Source organism: Bacillus sp. SM2101 (assembly GCF_018588585.1).
Taxonomy (GTDB): Bacteria; Bacillota; Bacilli; order Bacillales; family SM2101; genus Nanhaiella; species Nanhaiella sioensis.
This window is the reverse complement of sequence record NZ_JAEUFG010000010.1, coordinates 172,375-189,037: the sequence shown is the minus strand read 5'-3', so window position 1 is coordinate 189,037 and position 16,663 is coordinate 172,375. Positions and strand designations below refer to the sequence as shown.

Annotated in this window: 14 protein-coding genes; 3 read left to right on the top strand and 11 right to left on the bottom strand. The window is 35.5% G+C overall.

The window, feature by feature from the left end; genetic code table 11:
• Window positions 1–32: 32 nt before the first annotated feature.
• The 6 genes from opp4A to JM172_RS12110 all read right to left on the bottom strand — a co-directional run bounded on the left by opp4A (window position 33) and on the right by JM172_RS12110 (window position 7,513).
• Entirely contained in the window at window positions 33–1,784 is a 1,752-nt protein-coding gene (gene opp4A, locus JM172_RS12135; RefSeq protein WP_214482603.1) for an oligopeptide ABC transporter substrate-binding protein, read from the bottom strand.
• A 28-nt stretch (window positions 1,785–1,812) separates the two neighbouring features.
• Complete coding sequence (locus tag JM172_RS12130; RefSeq protein ID WP_214482602.1) at window positions 1,813–2,802, bottom strand: ABC transporter ATP-binding protein; 990 nt, start codon at window positions 2,800–2,802, stop codon at window positions 1,813–1,815.
• Window positions 2,799–3,830, bottom strand: coding sequence for an ABC transporter ATP-binding protein (locus tag JM172_RS12125; RefSeq protein ID WP_214482601.1), 1,032 nt, complete (start codon window positions 3,828–3,830; stop codon window positions 2,799–2,801). Before JM172_RS12125 ends, JM172_RS12130 begins: the two co-directional genes overlap by 4 nt.
• Before the next feature lie 186 nt (window positions 3,831–4,016).
• Window positions 4,017–4,796: a DUF2268 domain-containing putative Zn-dependent protease gene (locus tag JM172_RS12120; RefSeq protein WP_214482600.1), complete on the bottom strand. Its 780-nt coding sequence runs from the start codon at window positions 4,794–4,796 to the stop codon at window positions 4,017–4,019.
• Window positions 4,797–5,273: 477 nt separating this feature from the next.
• A complete protein-coding gene (gene fabF, locus JM172_RS12115) occupies window positions 5,274–6,512 on the bottom strand; it encodes a beta-ketoacyl-ACP synthase II (protein WP_214482599.1) in 1,239 nt (412 codons plus the stop codon).
• A gap of 68 nt (window positions 6,513–6,580) precedes the next feature.
• Entirely contained in the window at window positions 6,581–7,513 is a 933-nt protein-coding gene (locus JM172_RS12110; protein WP_214482598.1) for a beta-ketoacyl-ACP synthase III, read from the bottom strand.
• Window positions 7,514–8,013: 500 nt separating this feature from the next.
• On the opposite strand from JM172_RS12110, the gene JM172_RS12105 reads away from it, so the two are divergent.
• Window positions 8,014–8,313, top strand: coding sequence for a hypothetical protein (locus JM172_RS12105; protein ID WP_214482597.1), 300 nt, complete (start codon window positions 8,014–8,016; stop codon window positions 8,311–8,313).
• Between the two features lie 93 nt (window positions 8,314–8,406).
• Here the strand turns inward: JM172_RS12105 and JM172_RS12100 are convergent, their stop codons facing one another.
• From JM172_RS12100 to JM172_RS12090, 3 genes are all read right to left on the bottom strand, one after another.
• Window positions 8,407–9,366, bottom strand: a complete 960-nt coding sequence (locus JM172_RS12100) for a BMP family ABC transporter substrate-binding protein (RefSeq protein ID WP_284730451.1) — start codon at window positions 9,364–9,366, stop codon at window positions 8,407–8,409.
• 170 nt (window positions 9,367–9,536) lie between these two features.
• Complete coding sequence (locus JM172_RS12095) at window positions 9,537–10,454, bottom strand: NAD-dependent epimerase/dehydratase family protein (protein WP_214482596.1); 918 nt, start codon at window positions 10,452–10,454, stop codon at window positions 9,537–9,539.
• A gap of 378 nt (window positions 10,455–10,832) precedes the next feature.
• Complete coding sequence (locus JM172_RS12090; RefSeq protein WP_214482595.1) at window positions 10,833–11,570, bottom strand: alpha/beta hydrolase; 738 nt, start codon at window positions 11,568–11,570, stop codon at window positions 10,833–10,835.
• 148 nt (window positions 11,571–11,718) lie between these two features.
• On the opposite strand from JM172_RS12090, the gene JM172_RS12085 reads away from it, so the two are divergent.
• Entirely contained in the window at window positions 11,719–11,901 is a 183-nt protein-coding gene (locus JM172_RS12085; RefSeq protein ID WP_214482594.1) for a YjzD family protein, read from the top strand.
• A gap of 361 nt (window positions 11,902–12,262) precedes the next feature.
• On the opposite strand, the gene clpB is transcribed toward JM172_RS12085, so the two are convergent.
• Together clpB and JM172_RS12075 are read right to left on the bottom strand one after the other, a co-directional pair.
• Entirely contained in the window at window positions 12,263–14,869 is a 2,607-nt protein-coding gene (clpB, locus tag JM172_RS12080; protein ID WP_214482593.1) for an ATP-dependent chaperone ClpB, read from the bottom strand.
• Between the two features lie 305 nt (window positions 14,870–15,174).
• Window positions 15,175–15,354 carry a YjzC family protein gene (locus tag JM172_RS12075; RefSeq protein ID WP_214482592.1) on the bottom strand — a complete coding sequence of 60 codons (180 nt, stop codon included), beginning with the start codon at window positions 15,352–15,354 and terminating at the stop codon, window positions 15,175–15,177.
• Between the two features lie 453 nt (window positions 15,355–15,807).
• Between JM172_RS12075 and JM172_RS12070 the strand changes: the two genes are divergently transcribed.
• On the top strand, window positions 15,808–16,635 hold the full coding sequence (locus tag JM172_RS12070; protein ID WP_214482591.1) for an undecaprenyl-diphosphate phosphatase: 828 nt from the start codon (window positions 15,808–15,810) through the stop codon (window positions 16,633–16,635).
• The last annotated feature ends 28 nt before the right edge of the window (window positions 16,636–16,663 follow it).

Sequence of the window (16,663 nt, the reverse complement as noted above, 5' to 3'; positions counted from 1 at the left end):
TCTCCTTATCGTACAATTTCAAATAGATTTTATTACTCTGTTACATACCATTTTTCGAAATCGATTACGCCAAATGGTGTAACTGTTACGCCCTTTAAGCGCTTGTTAATTGCCCAAGCATTTTGACGTTGTTCAAAGAAAATGACAGGTAGCTCTTCGTTAACAAGCTTTTGCCATTCGTAATAAATCTCTTTGCGGTGCTCAAGTACATCTTTGCTTGGATCTTCTGGGAATTGGATACCAGCTTTAATTAGCTCGTCAGATTCTTCATTGTACCAACGCCACATGTTCCACTTATCAGTACTTAACCAAATACCTGACGGATCTGGATCTGTTGCAAGTCCCCAAGCACCATGGAATGTTTCTACAGACGGATCATCTGCTTCAATCGTATCATAGAATAAGTTGAAGTCTTTTAACGTACCACCGTTTAATTGAGCATCAAGTCCAACATTTTGCCATGCTTGTAGTACGTATTGAGCACGAATCTCAGACGTTTCAGCACCACTCATCGCGTCAAAGTTAATTGTAAACTTATTACCTTCTGGGTCTTCACGGAAGCCATCACCATCAACATCGACATAGCCAGCTTCATCTAACATTTCCATTGCTTTATCTGGATCATAATCATATGTGTTAATTTGATCATCAGGAATCTTTGCCCAAGAAACAGATGGGAATGGAACATTTAATGGTTTTCCTAGCCCATTTCTAAAGCTATCGACAAATTCTTGTCGATTAATTGCATGCGCCATTGCATGACGTAACGTTTTGTTTTGGAATTTCGGATTGTCACTTACTACTACGTTGTTTTCAGTATCGTAGTAACCCATATCAAAAGCGATATAGCTGTATGATAAAGCGTCTACTACTTCATTTTCAAGATTCGGTAACTCTTTAACAATTTGCCATTGGTCAGAAAGTGCTTCCATAATATCAATCTCGCCGCTTTCAAGTAAACCTGATGATAATGCACCATCAACTACTTTATAAACAACACCATCAAGGTATGGTTTACCATTCCAGTAATCATCATTACGTTCTAATTCAACCATTTCACCAGGAACGATGTTTTTCACTTTGAATGGACCAACACCGATTGGGTTTACACGTACTTGATCAGAATCAGGTACTTCCTTCGAAGAAATATCTCCGTAATAATGTTTTGGTTCAGGATATACCCAAATGTTATCAATTAAGTTAACAGATGGTTCTGTTACTTTTACTTGAATTGTATAGTCATCTACTACTGTAATACCTGAAATCGTGTCAGCCTCACCTGCTTGGTATTCCGCTGCACCTTCAATCATTGCTACGTTTGAGAAACGAGCTCCTTCATAAGTAGGGTCAGCAATTAAGTACCAAGCATATTCCATATCCTCAACAGTTAGCTCTTCGCCATCATGCCATTTAACACCTTGCTTTAAATTAAACGTTAACGTCATGTTGTCTTCAGAAATCTCCCAATCTGCCAAGTTTGGAACAGTTTGTAAGTTTTCATCAGTCTTAACTAAAGCTTCATGCATGAATTGTAAAATCTCTGCATCATCAGTACCTTCATAATAAGCAAAAGATAATACACCTTTGAAAGGTTGGTTAAAACCGTATGTGATTGTTCCGCCTTCTTTAGGACCTTCTTCTTCTGTAACTTCAGTATCGTTTGAATCAGTTTCTTCTGTGTTATTATCATCTGCTGGAGCTGAAGCGTCATCCCCGCCGCCACAAGCAGCTAAGAACAATGCTAGCACAAGCATTAATGAAAACAGCCATAATGATTTTTTCATAGTTCTCCCCCTAATTAATCAGTTTTCGTTAATATAAGTGACATGCTACTTTATGACCTTTTTTCACCTCCTTCAAAACAGGCTTCACCTTCTGGCACTCCGGTTTAGCATGGGCACAGCGTGGATGGAAAGCACAGCCTTCAGGTGGATTTGCTGGACTAGGTACGTCCCCTTCTAAAATAATGCGCTCTTTTTTCTTCCTTGGATCAGGTTCCGGAATCGCAGATAACAGCGCTTGGGTATACGGATGTAAAGGCTCAGCATATAAGCTTTCTTTATCAGCAAGCTCTGCGATCCCACCTAGATACATAACACCAATTCTATCACTCATATGTTTCACTACACTTAAGTCATGTGCGATAAACAAATACGTTAAATCAAATTCATCTTGTAATTCTTTCAACAAGTTTAATACTTGTGACTGCACTGACACGTCAAGTGCGGACACAGGTTCATCGGCAATGATAAGCTTTGGGCGAAGTGCAAGCGCTCTAGCTATACCGACACGCTGTCTTTGTCCACCTGAAAATTCATGTGGATATTTATAGTATGCATCAGGAGGTAGCCCAACCTTCTTCAGCAAATCCAAGACATCTTCTTTTAAATCTTCCTCAGAAACTTTTTTGTAATTGCGAATAGGCTCTGATACCAAACTACCGACCATCATTGTAGGATTTAAGGAAGCATATGGATCTTGGAAAACCATTTGGAAGTCTTTACGCATCTGTCGTAGGGATGCACCTCTTAACTTCGTAATGTCTTGTCCATCAAAAATAATCTTGCCGTCTGTCGGTTCCAACAAACGTAATATCGTTCTACCTGTTGTTGATTTACCACATCCAGATTCTCCTACAAGCCCGAATGTTTCACCCTTCTTAATCTCAAAGGATACATCGTCAACTGCTTTAACATTACCTATCGTTCTACGTAAAATTCCACCTTTAATAGGATAGTAAGTTTTCAAATTTACTATCTCTAGTAAACTTTCTTTTTCTTCTAAAGTTGATTGTTGGCTCATTTACTCACCTTCACCCTTTCAGTAGGAAAGCTGTTTTCATATAACAAACAAGCTACCTCATGATTAACATTATCCTCTTTCAGCTGTGGTGTTAATTCTCTACATTCTGCCATTGCTTGTGGACAACGGTCAACAAATTTACAGCCAGTTTTCGGCATATTGACTAGGGAAGGTACAATTCCTTCAATAGAACTTAACTTTTCAACTTCCTCATCTAACTTAGGAATGGAACCCATTAATAGCTTCGTGTACGGGTGCTTCGGGTTGTAAAACAGTTCTTCTGCATTAGCTCTTTCAGCAATTCTACCTGCATACATAACTATTACTTCATCGCACATCTCTGCAACGACACCTAGATCATGCGTAATAAGAATGATTGACATATCATTTACTTCTTGAATTTCCTTAAGTAATTCAAGAATTTGGGCTTGTACAGTTACGTCGAGTGCAGTTGTAGGCTCATCAGCGATCAATAATTGTGGCTGACAAGCGATAGCCATTGCTATCATTACCCTTTGTCTCATTCCACCTGAAAGCTGGTGAGGATATTCTTCGACAATTTGCTCAGGTCTGGAAATTCCGACACTTTTTAATAAAGAAACACTTTTCAAGCGCGCTTCACGTTTAGAAATATTCATATGGTTAAAAAGTACTTCTTCAAGTTGAAAGCCGATTGTGAAAACTGGATTTAGTGCAGTCATCGGCTCTTGGAAAATCATAGAAATATCTTTTCCGCGAATTGTATTCATCTCATTATCATCTAAATCTTGCAATTCCTTACCTTTAAAATCAACTTGTCCACTTCTAATTTCTCCGTTGTGCTTTGGTAACAGTTTCATGATGGAAAGTGACATAACACTTTTTCCACATCCTGATTCTCCAACAATTCCGACAATTTGCTTCGGCTTTACTGAGAATGACACATTATCAACGGCATTGTGGTATTCACCATCAATTTTAAAGGCTGTTTCTAAATTGCTCACCTTTAATAAAGGTGTTTCAGCGTTTTGACGAGAATTTGAACTCATAGTACACCTCTAATTAGTAATATATTTAATATGAATTTTTAAACATAATATTATAATAAAATATATTACAGATTCTTTACAAAATCAATATATTTTTTAAAGTTACAATATTTTCAAAATATAAAAAAAAGAAAAGGAGCTAGTATACTAGATTTTCTACTACTCCTCTTTAAGCATTTATAATGATTAAAAGTCTGAATATTTAACGATGTCATTACTTTGGAAAGATAACAAAGTCTTTATCGCATCACCTTGATGATCTATACACGATTTCACTAATTGATATCCAACATTATAGCCTACCATTTTTGGAAAAAGTCCATGACCATATAGAAGCTGATCATGAATCCGGTGACCTCTTAGCACATTCCTTTTCGGTTTTATTATTTTATTCCAATAATATTGAGCTTCATCCTGAGAGTAATAATTCGTCCATGCAGCAGCATATTTGTCCCCAAGTCTTTCCCTAACAGCATTTTCAGCGAGCCCCTCTAAGATAATCGTATCCAATAGAGTATAACTGTCATCATTTTTTTTGTACTTTAATAACCTACAAACATGATTATATTCATGTGTAAATAAAGCACGAATTTCATTTTTCTCATTTTGTGGAGAGACGAATAAAAATAGCTTATCTTTAAAAGCAACACCAGATTTACCATTGTATTCGCGCAAGCCAGGATTTGATGAATCGGCTGGAAAAATGATGATCGGGACATCTTCACCCACCCATTCTTTTTGTAAAAGTTGATGCTCTTTTTTTACAATTTCCCATACTTTATTCTCCTTGAGCTCATGTATACATTCCTTACCATTCCTTGAGGGACGATACATTCCAAAGGAACGAAGATATGAATAGATAGACCTCTCAGATGTTCCTCCAAATAATTTTACTAATTTTTTACACAGTTTATATGGTTCGTCGTACCATTGATCCAACCAATCATAAGTAGATATTACAGGCATCTTTTTCACCCTTTTATTGTATGATTAATATCAACAATATGCGCTGTTTTCGCATTAATTGATGTATCTCGTACGAAGAATAAATAGTCTTAGAAACTATTATTCGTGCCATCCTTTCTTCTTTATGAGATGAATGTTGTAAAATCATCAGCTTGTTAACTTTTTTTAAAAGGCTGTTTTCGCATTGGTTGTTCTTTTACGTATTAAGAAATAAACACGTAATACACAACTAGAGTTCGTGACACCTTTTCTTCTGTACAACGATGATTAACATATAAAACTTCTTTTTATGGCACTAATTTGGTAACTATGGCTACAAACTATACGAAAAGAGCCTAATCATGTTATTAATCACTTCTTAAAGAAGAATACAGTTTTCTTTTTATCTTATGAAAAAATGTTAATGTGAGTGCATAGGCCATATAAGCACAAAAAACTGGCATATAAAAATAGCCAGTTTTTTGGGTGATCATATTATTATTCATAATTTTTAAAGACTAATACTGCGTTATGACCCCCGAAACCTAATGAGTTACTTAACGCTACAGATACTTCCTGTTTTCTAGCTTCATTCGGAACGTAATCAAGGTCGCAATCAGGGTCAGGAGTTTCCAAGTTAATAGTCGGAGGAATGATTCCTTCCTTAATCGATAAGACTGAGAATATTGCTTCTATCCCACCGGCAGCACCTAGCAGGTGGCCTGTCATGGATTTCGTTGAGCTAATTGGTAGTTTTTCGGCATACGAACCAAACACTTCTTTAATCGCCATTGTTTCAAATTTTTCATTGTATTGTGTGCTCGTACCGTGAGCATTAATATAATCAATTTGTTCTGGTGTAAGGTCAGCATCCTCAATTGCTTGCCTCATTGCGCGAACCCCACCTTCTCCACCAGGTGCAGGCGCTGTAATATGATAGGCATCTCCAGTAGAACCGTAACCGACTACTTCTGCATAAATTTTTGCCCCTCTTGCTTTCGCAAACTCTAGCTCCTCTAGGACAATGATTCCAGCTCCTTCACCCATTACGAATCCATCTCGATTTTTATCAAAAGGACGGCTCGCTGTATCTGGATCAGGATTTGTTGACAACGCCGTATTAGCACAAAATCCAGCCATGGACATTTTCGTAATTGGTGCTTCCGCTCCACCTGAAACCATTACATCCGCATCTCCTCGCTGGATGACTTTAAATGCATCACCGATAGAATTCGTCCCAGTAGCACATGCTGTGACAGTACAAGAATTTATCCCTTTGGCACCAAGAGCAATTGACACTTGACCTGCTGCCATATCAGGGATAATCATCGGTACAAAAAACGGACTCACACGACGATAGCCTCGTTTTTGAAATGTTTCAAATTGATTTTCAAATGTTTCCATACCACCTATCCCAGATCCGATCCAGACACCAACTCTTGGAGCAATATCATCTGTGATTGTTAGGCTGGCATCTTCTACTGCCATCAAAGATGCAGCTAACGCAAATTGCGTAAAACGATCCATTTTTCGTGCATCTTTCTTTTCCATAAAATCTTCAGGGTTAAAGTCTGTTGCTTCACCTGCTACCTTAGCAGGATAATCATCTGGGTTCACACGCGTAACAGTTCCAATACCCGAAACACCTTTTATTAAATTTTCCCATGTTGCTTCCACTGATGATCCAAGAGGTGTAACAGCACCTAAACCTGTAATAACAACTCTACGTTTATTCATTGTAAGCATCTCCTTTGTCCATTTATACATGAATTACTCAACATATATTTTAAATAATTAAATTTTTGTTATTTCCCCCAACGGAAAGCAATAGCTCCCCAAGTTAAACCTCCGCCAAAGCCGACCATGACGAGCAAATCATCATCTTTGATCTTACCAGCCTCTAGCTCTTCAACGATGGAAATTGGGATTGAAGCAGCTGAAGTATTCCCATATTTATGCACTGTTTTTGACATTTTTTCTTCTGGTAGTTCGAGCCTGGTTCTCGCTGATTCCATAATACGAATATTCGCTTGATGAGGAATGAGAAAGTCAACATCTTCTTTCGTTAATCCAGCTTTTTCCAATACATTGACACTAGACTCACCCATTTGCCTTACTGCAAATTTAAAGACTTCACGTCCGTTCATAATGATATATTCATCTTGGTATAAATGGTTTGCACCGGTTCCATCCGCTCCTAGTTCAAAAGAAAGTAAGCCTCTACCTTCTGAAACAGGCCCCATAACGACGGCACCAGCCCCATCCCCAAATAAGACAGCCGTATTGCGATCTTCCCAGTTAGTAATCTTAGACAATTTTTCAACACCAATGACTAACACATGCTTATAAGTCCCTGTAGATATAAATTGTTTGGCGGTTACCATGCCATACATGAACCCAGCACAAGCAGCACTTATATCCATAGCGTTCGCTTTACTTGCTCCTAACCTCTCCTGAATTCTGCATGCTACTGATGGAAATGGCTGATCTGGTGTCACTGTAGCAACTAAAATCATATCTACTTCATCAGCTGTGATTTCCGCATCTTTTAACGCTTTTTCTGCAGCAAAAAACGCCATGTCTGACGTATCAATATCATCATTGGCAATTCTACGTTCCTCTATCCCTGTACGTGTACGAATCCACTCATCAGATGTATCCATCATCTTTTCCAAATCAGCGTTTGTCAACACACGTTCGGGTAAGTATCGACCAATTCCTAAAATACCTGCATTCATATGCTAATCTCCTTTTTATTAATGGCTTTTTCGCATCGATTGGTGTTTTTGCACTAAGACAAAAACACGTATACAAGAAACAATCGTGGTATCTTTTCTTCAAGACTATGGCATTCATACAAAAACTCATTTAGCTTTTACAATTTTGTAAAGATAGCAACAAGATTTATGAAAAGAGCCCTTATTAATAGTAAATATTATTACTTGGTACTAATTTTACTCCATATTGTTCCCTTTTAGCAACTTTATTGTCTCAAAAAAATGGACGTTCACCTAAGTATCATTATGATATCCGTCTACGAAATTTGTTTTAATAAAACATATGCTATAAGTAAGGTGATTTTCGCATACATTGTGGTTTTCGTATTAAGATCTTAAAAATATTTCCAAATAATTTGCGCGAAACCACTCCTAAGTTCAGGTTAGCTCCTAATTTAACTATGTTAAATTAGGAATAATAGCAGCAACAGTTATGAAATGATCCACGAGTATTAAAGCACATGAAGTGGGGTGATACTATGGAAAAAGAAGAACAACATTCGAGGGGTGCTGAAACAAGACCGGTTGATCCTTTTTCAAGGTCTTTATTCGGCCCACCAAGAGACAGAAACAGACAAACTCAAAATTTCGGAGAACAACAACCAAGTGTCAATCAGACACCACCACAACAAAATGATGAAATAGACTATGTGAAAATAATGGAACAATTGAATGATATTTATAACTCATATAATCAACTTAAACCAATGATGAAAGAGCTCACTCCGTTATTTAACTTTTTTAAAAAATCAAAAAAATGATTCAAGACTTACGAAGCTACCGCCTTTCATGAAAGAGACTATTTACTTATTACTAAAACACCAGCAGTTTTACTCTCACATTTACACTTTTAATTATTCAATTTGATTAGGTAGCTTCCCCGTATCTTTATAAATCTGAATGTAGCTATTTATTTTTTTCTGATAAGCTTGATCTATCTTTGGGCTAAAAACCCCCATGGTAATAACTTCATCCTGAAAATCGAAATATAAATTTCCTGATTCAAGCGTTCCATTGTTATACCTTTCCGCAACAAGTTCATATAATTTATCAACGTTTTGAACCGTACTCGTTAACACCGTTGCCTGTCCTAAATCTGATTGATCTGATACGTAACCAATTGCATAAAGGCCATTTTCTTTCAGCCTCTCAATAACAGGAACATTAAACCCATCACCAGCAGGATAGACAACATCAACACCTTCACTAATCATTCTATCGACAACTTGTAATGCTAAGTCAATATCATTCCAATTTTGCACATATTCAACTTTTACCTCAACTTCATCGTTCGTTTGAAATAGTGCACCTTCAAAAAAACCATCTACCTCTGGCTGCCAATCAAACGCAGCTATAACCCCAACCTTATTGGACTGAGTCATTTTTCCAGCTACCATACCACCAAAAAAACCCATCGCATTTGCTTCAAAATTAAGGCTCGTTATATTTTCAATAACTGCATCACCATTAAAATATATAAAATGTATATTTGGGTATTGAGGAGCTATTTTATTAAAGTATTCCACATATTCATTCCCATGACCAAATATTAGATTTACGCCTTTGGCACTGAGGTCCTCAACTGCAACCTTTACAACAGCTTCGTTATTCATTCCTTCTTTTAAAAAAACATCTACATTAAAGTTAGACTGAATCTTTAACATCCCTTTATAACCCTTAGTCCCCCATACTTGATCATTAACTGTATCAGGTACGAGAAGACCAACATTGTTGATTTTATTGCCCTCTGAATTCTCACATCCTGCAATCATGAAAATATAAAGGAAAATGATTACTGTTAACAGCTTAGGCATTTACAGCAACTCCTTTAGCGACATAGGTGTAGTACTATTTATTCACTTCTATGTAACTAGTATAAAAGCTTGAATTTATTTTACTTGATTACTATGAAAATTGATCATAGCTAACTCTTATTTTACCTTGACGTTTGCTCATTTGTAAAAGGGGAATTTTTTTACAATTACTAAATCAAATGTTTCATTATTTTTTTTGTGTGTGCTATCTGCTTCTTAATTCCTTCATCTATTGTTGTTTGTGGATAAAAATTCAATAATTTCCTTACCTTTGTCGTATCTATGATTGGGTATTTATACTCATTTCTAAAAGATGATTCTTGTTCATAAATTAACTTATAACCATTAAACCATTCACTTTCATTACCACTAGCAAAATGTATGATTTCGTTTGATAAATTATTTGACCCAAGAACATATAAACTATTTAATAAATCACGAATATATAAAACATCACTTGTGTCCTCGTTTATAATGGGGTGATCAGAGTGGAGATCAGTAGTTACAATCCCATGCTGAAACGCCATTTCCATAGGTTGCCACGGTCCATATAGCGTTGGTAAACGGACAATAATGTATGGAAATTCTAGATCATTTTCTTTGTTCATCACTAATATTTCTTCTCGATGGTGTAAAAATCCGTTCAATGATTTAGGTGTTGGTTCTGTTTCTTCATTAATTACTTGCTCATTACGATTAAACATATCAAGTGTAGATACGAGGATTAATTTACATTTGCGCTGAGCACAAAAATTAATTACTTTCGTTAATAAAGTGAGTGACTTCTCTATATACTTTTGGTGATAAAATTCACTTTTTATATGAATCGTAGGATCAAACAAGCAATAATATATCGCGGAGCTTGTGTCGATATCGCCCTTGTGAATGAAAGGTGAACCCTCTTCAAGCTCAAGTAAATGAAAATTAGCATTTCTACCCAGGTGCAACATTTTTTGTTCAATAAATTTATCACGCTTTTCAATTAAAGGGTTTCTTACACCAAATACTTCCATCCCTTCTTCCAGAAGGTAACAACTAAGATTGTATCCAACAAAACCCATCGTACCAAATACCATCGCCTGCTCCAATCTTTCCCCTCCTCCTGCCATTTCCTCATTAATTTGATTTCACTAAACAGCATCAATTGTTACGCAATTGTTAAAAAGCCTTTTCATACAAAGGTTTATATAGTCTATACAAAAATGTTTCTTGCCTTTTTTCTTCTATTTAAAATAACCACTTATAAATCCACTTTGCAATTTTAACTTAATAAACGAAGCAGCGAAGTTTATTTAAATAACCACTCTAAGCAAATCTTATGTTAATGCTGTTTTCGCATTGATTGTTGGTGTTCGTTATAAGATAATAGCACTTTTACATCTAGCGTTCGTGGCATTTTATCTATTTTACATTTATTGAGCTATCAAAAAACTCATCCCCTACATGAAACAATAAAGTTTCCTGTATTAAAGAACCTTTTCATTCTCTCTATAAAACCGTATGATAGATTGAGCAATGCTATTACGCTTTTCTTGTAAGTGATAAGCAAGTGTAATTGGAGCACTCATACTTTTTCTTAATTTCTCATACTTTCTACTATGGATCATTGGATTATAATAATAGTTGTCTACTGACTGCCATATTTTAATATTTGTACTATTATTTTTATACTCTTGTTTAAGGTTCATTAAATGAACTTCTGCATTTTTATCATCAATATCATGTGCTGCTGCAAATTCTTTTAAAAAACGTTTGTAAAAAAATTTGTTGTCTTTTTCCGCATTTGCCTGTGCAATTAAATCAATACATGGGTTTAATAAAACCGTAGAACGAATTTTAGCTGCATCATCCTCCATTAATTGCAAAGCTACTAAAGCTCCCATCCCTTCTGCTAAAACATGAATACGTTTATTTAAAATCTCTTTACGCATAATTATGTGATACAACCTTTTTGCTAACAATAGTGCTTTTGGACTTCCCCAGTGTTCATTATATAAGTTGGAATAAAACACCGTATATCCATTGTTAGAAAATGAATCTAATAACAAACTTCTACCCATATTTTGCATCCAAAAACTCGTCTGTTGATCTACATAATGGTTTTTATCACCTATCACAAATACACCAAAACCATTCGGTTTATATGGAATATGGACAACGTTCCATTCTTTATCTAATTGTAGAAAGCGTTTTAGTTCTTCCATAGCTCCCCCGCCTCACACTAATCAAGCTGTTATTCATTCTTTACAATGTATGATTGTATTTACAAAAATGTAAGTCGTAACATCTATTTATTCTATATAATATTTATGATATGATTAACTTAAAATGCATAATAGTGGGGTGATAATATTGCGTTATTTTTGGACTTTTTTCTGGACATTTTTATTAGTACATATGGCTACTTATGTAGGCAGCTCAATGCTTGGTGCTGTATATAGCTTTACAACAGGTACCGTATTAGCTGTTGCATTTACCCTTTTTGTATATATCATTGGGGAAGCACTTCCAATCGAGCCTACTGAAAACCATTAGAGAAATTCGATTTCGTGAAAAACTTCGGAATCGATTGAATATTTAGGGCTTTTTTCGAACGTTAATTATATACGTGCTTAACTCTTATAACATAAAGCAACAATTAATGCGAAAACAGCCCTATTTAGTAAATAAAAAAGGCTTGGGATTAACCCAAGTCTTTTTTATTTTTTTCTTTTCTAAAGGCTCTTTTCATAATTTTTGTTCATACTTTAGCAAAAATAGAAGAAAAGAAACCTTGTATTCTGGATTATGTTTTAATATGAAAACAGTGTTTCTATATGTCCATCAATTTACTCGGTAAAAATGAGTTACAAAATCTAACTAACCTATAAATAATTTTAGATACGTTTACAAATTCTCACTCACTACTGATGTTGATTTGTCCATTTTTTGCATCAATTTTCACATGATCATGATCGTTTATATGACCGGCAATGATTTCTTTTGCCATTAGTGTTTCTACATGTTTCTGAATAAACCTTTTTAACGGTCTCGCTCCGTATACTGGATCGAAGCCTGATAATCCTATATACTGTTTTGCTTCCGCTGTAACTGAAATTGATATGTGCCTCTCTTTTAGTCGAACTTGCAGCTCGTTAATCAGTTTTTCAACAATTCGATTGATAGACGCTTGAGAAAGTGGTTTGAACAAAATGATATCATCAACTCGGTTAAGAAATTCCGGTCGGAAATGTCCTTTTAGTTGATCCAGAACTTGATTTTCAATAACATCGTTTATTTGCCCAATCTCATCCATCCCATCTAACAGAAACTGTGAACCTATATTTGAGGTCATTATTATTATTGTATTTTTAAAATCAACTGTTCGACCTTGTGAATCTGTAATCCGTCCGTCATCTAAAATTTGTAACAATATATTGAATACTTCTGGGTGTGCTTTTTCAATTTCATCTAACAATACTACTGAATAAGGCTTCCTACGAATCGCCTCAGTTAATTGGCCCCCTTCTTCATACCCAACATAACCTGGAGGTGCACCAATAAGTCTCGAAATTGCATGCTTTTCCATATACTCAGACATATCAATTCTGACCATCTGTTCTTCACTGTCAAATAATGCTTCAGCCAATGCTTTTGCAAGCTCTGTTTTTCCTACGCCAGTTGGACCTAAAAAAATAAATGAGCCGATCGGTTTATTTGGATCTTTTATTCCTGCTCTTGCCCTTAGTACTGCATCAGCAACCAGTTCAATTGCCTTATCCTGACCAATGACCCTTTTCCCTAATATGCCAGCAAGTCTCAGTAACTTTTCCCTTTCACCTTCAACAAGCTTTGTTACTGGAATACCCGTCCACTTGCCTACAATATTTGCTATTTCTTCTTCTGTTACTTCTTCCCGTAATAAACGATTCTCTGGTTGTTGGTCATTTAACTGCTGCTCTAGTAATTTATATTCCTTTTCTAATTGTGGGATTAGTCCATGTCGTAGCTCTGCAGCTTTGTTTAAATCATAATTATTTTCAGCTTCTTCAAGATCTCTTTTTGCTTTTTCAATTCGTTCTCGTAACAACTGAATATTTTGCAACCCTTCTTTTTCAAGTTGCCACTTGCCTTTCATAGCTGCAGCTTTCTCTTTTAAATCTGACAGCTCTTTTACTAAAATCTCAAGGCGGTTTTTACTAACGATATCCGTTTCTTTTCTTAAAGCGGCTTCTTCAATTTCAAGTTGCATCATTCTTCGAGTGACTTCATCTAATTCAGCAGGTAAAGAATCAATTTCTGTTCTTATTTTTGCACAAGCTTCATCGATAAGATCAATTGCTTTATCTGGTAAAAAGCGTTCAGATATATACCGATCAGATAATGTTGCAGCAGCAACAATTGCTCTATCATGAATATTCACCCCATGATGAATCTCAAAACGTTCCTTCAATCCTCTTAATATGGAAATGGTATCTTCTACTGTAGGTTCATTAACAAGTACTTGCTGAAAACGACGCTCTAACGCAGGGTCTTTTTCAATATACTGGCGATGCTCGTCAAGCGTTGTAGCACCAATACAATGGAGTTCACCTCTAGCTAACATCGGCTTAAGCATATTCCCTGCATCCATTGCCCCTTCTGTTTTCCCTGCACCAACAATCGTGTGCAATTCATCTATAAACAACAGAATCCTACCATCGCTTTTTTTCACTTCTTGTAATACAGCCTTTAATCTTTCTTCAAATTCTCCACGAAACTTTGCACCTGCTACAAGCGAGCTCATATCTAATGTAAAAATAGTTTTATCCTTCAAACCTTCTGGAACATCTTTACGAACGATACGTTGCGCAAGACCTTCAACAATCGCTGTTTTCCCAACACCTGGCTCTCCGATTAAGACTGGATTATTCTTTGTTTTTCTAGATAAAATTCTAATAACTCTTCGAATTTCACTATCACGACCAATTACCGGATCAACTTTCCCTAAGCGCACTTCAGCAACGAGATCACGCCCATATTTTTTTAAAGCTTCATAAGTAACCTCTGGGTTTTGACTTGTCACTCTTTGGTTCCCCCTTATCTCAGCTAAAACCTTTAATAATGAATCTCGAGTAACACGGTGTTGTATGAACAGATCCTTCATTTCTGATGATGCCTTTTTGTTTACGATAGCTAATAACAGATGTTCAATAGAAATATATTCATCTTTAAAAAAATCAGCTTCCTCTTTTGCATATATAAAAAGCTGTTGTAACTGGTGAGTTATATATACTTTACCAGCCTCAACCCCTGCTCCAATTATTTGAGGTTTCTTATGTAACAGTTCTTCTACTTGCTGTTTAATAAGTTGGATTTTAATATCTAAGTGTTGAAAAATCGTCTTTACTAGCCCATCTTCTTCATTTAAAAGTGTATACAATAGGTGAACAACATCTACCTCCTGATGATGGTTTTTAATAGCTAATGTTTGGGATGACATAACAGCCTCTTGTAGCTTTTGCGTCATATTATTTAGCTCCATCCAAATCCCCCCAAAAAAGTAGTTTGACTTTTTTTGACCTTTAATCATATTATATATGGATTCTTGTGGAAATAAAAGTATATAGCAAAAAATCTCCTTTAACATAGACGTTACAAATGTTGATTGTGTAGTCTAGTTAAAGGAGATAGTATGATATTCACACTGGTTTCTTTCGTACAGATTGTTGCTACAAGTATTAACATATGATGAATTTTTTACTTTTTTAAAATTTTGGGGCTCGGACAAAGCCCCAGCTTACTTTACATGATTAATTTACGAATAGAACCTTCGGATTTTATCAGTATTTAAGGTTTTCTTTTGTATGTCCAATGTCTATTATGATTTGATGTTTCTGGGAATGGATCTCCTGCTTTTAATCTAATCTTCTTTGGATTTTTCACATTATCCCCTGTCTCCCCTACTTCAACGTATTCTCCATTATTCGGAGCTCTTTGCCCTGATCTAAAGCGATGACTTTGTCCCATCTTTCTCACTCCTTAAAACAATTTATCTCAGCAAGAGCATGAAAAGACTTTGGAAAGTTCCTTTTTTCTCATTCACACTCTTTTCCACATGCAGTATTACTATTTCCTTTTAACTACAATTTCATGTTTTCTACATATCATTTTAAAAGAATATTTCTTATTTCATGTGAATACATCTTTTATGTGACGAGCTTTTTAATTTACACAAGACCTTCTCTTGAAACTAAAAATTAGACAGTATGTGCATCATTTTCTGAAAAAATGCTATGAAAGCTAATTTACAAAGCGTTTATTGGCTATATAAGAAAATAATTACTATGTAAAACGAAAGCAGCTCATTAAAACAACAATCTTTGTAAGAACAGCCTTTACATAGAAATTAACTCTTTACAGCCATACAGAAAGTATAGTTAAATGAATAAATAGTAGCATCAATATTGGAGGATTTTATACGTGGATTCATTTGAAAAAATATTTCTCTTACTTAAATATTTATTGTTAGGAATATTCCAAGGGTTCACAGAACCAATTCCTATTTCATCAAGCGGCCATTTATTTTTAGCAGAGACTATTTTTGGAATAAAAACTGAAGATATGTCATTCGCATTACTTGTCAATACAGCATCTCTTATCGCAGTCCTACTCATCTATAGAGAAGATTTGATTCGTTTAACAACTAATGGCATTGCATATGTTATAAAAAAAGATGAAAGTGCAAAATCAGATTTTCGTTTTATCATTTATTTAATTATCGGAACAATTCCTGCTGGAGTCATTGGTGTATTATTTGATGATTTCATTTCTTATCATTTGAAGAAAATTTATGTTCTTGGAATTGCTTTATTAATTACTGGTATCGCACTATGGGCGATTCGTAATTTACGCGGGAGAAAAAATGATGCTGAGCTTACACTTAGAGATTCCATTATTGTAGGGTTTGCCCAAGCTGTTGCACTCATTCCTGGAATTAGCCGATCTGGAGCAACGATTGTTGCTGCTATGTTACTCGGCATGAAGCAAGAAACTGCGTTACGTTTTTCTTTCTTATTATATATTCCAGTCAGTGCAGGTGGGATGGTATTAGGCTTTACAGATATTTTAACTGACGAGAATTTAAAAACATTAGCCATACCATATACAGTTGCCTTCTTTGCTTCACTATTTGCTTCTTACTTTTCTTTAAAGTGGTTTATGGGCATCATGGCAAGAGGAAACTTGAAATATTTTGCAATATATTGCTTTATCGTAGGAACGCTCGTAACAATTTATGCGTTATTTTAGGCTCACACGCTGAAATTATAACTAACAA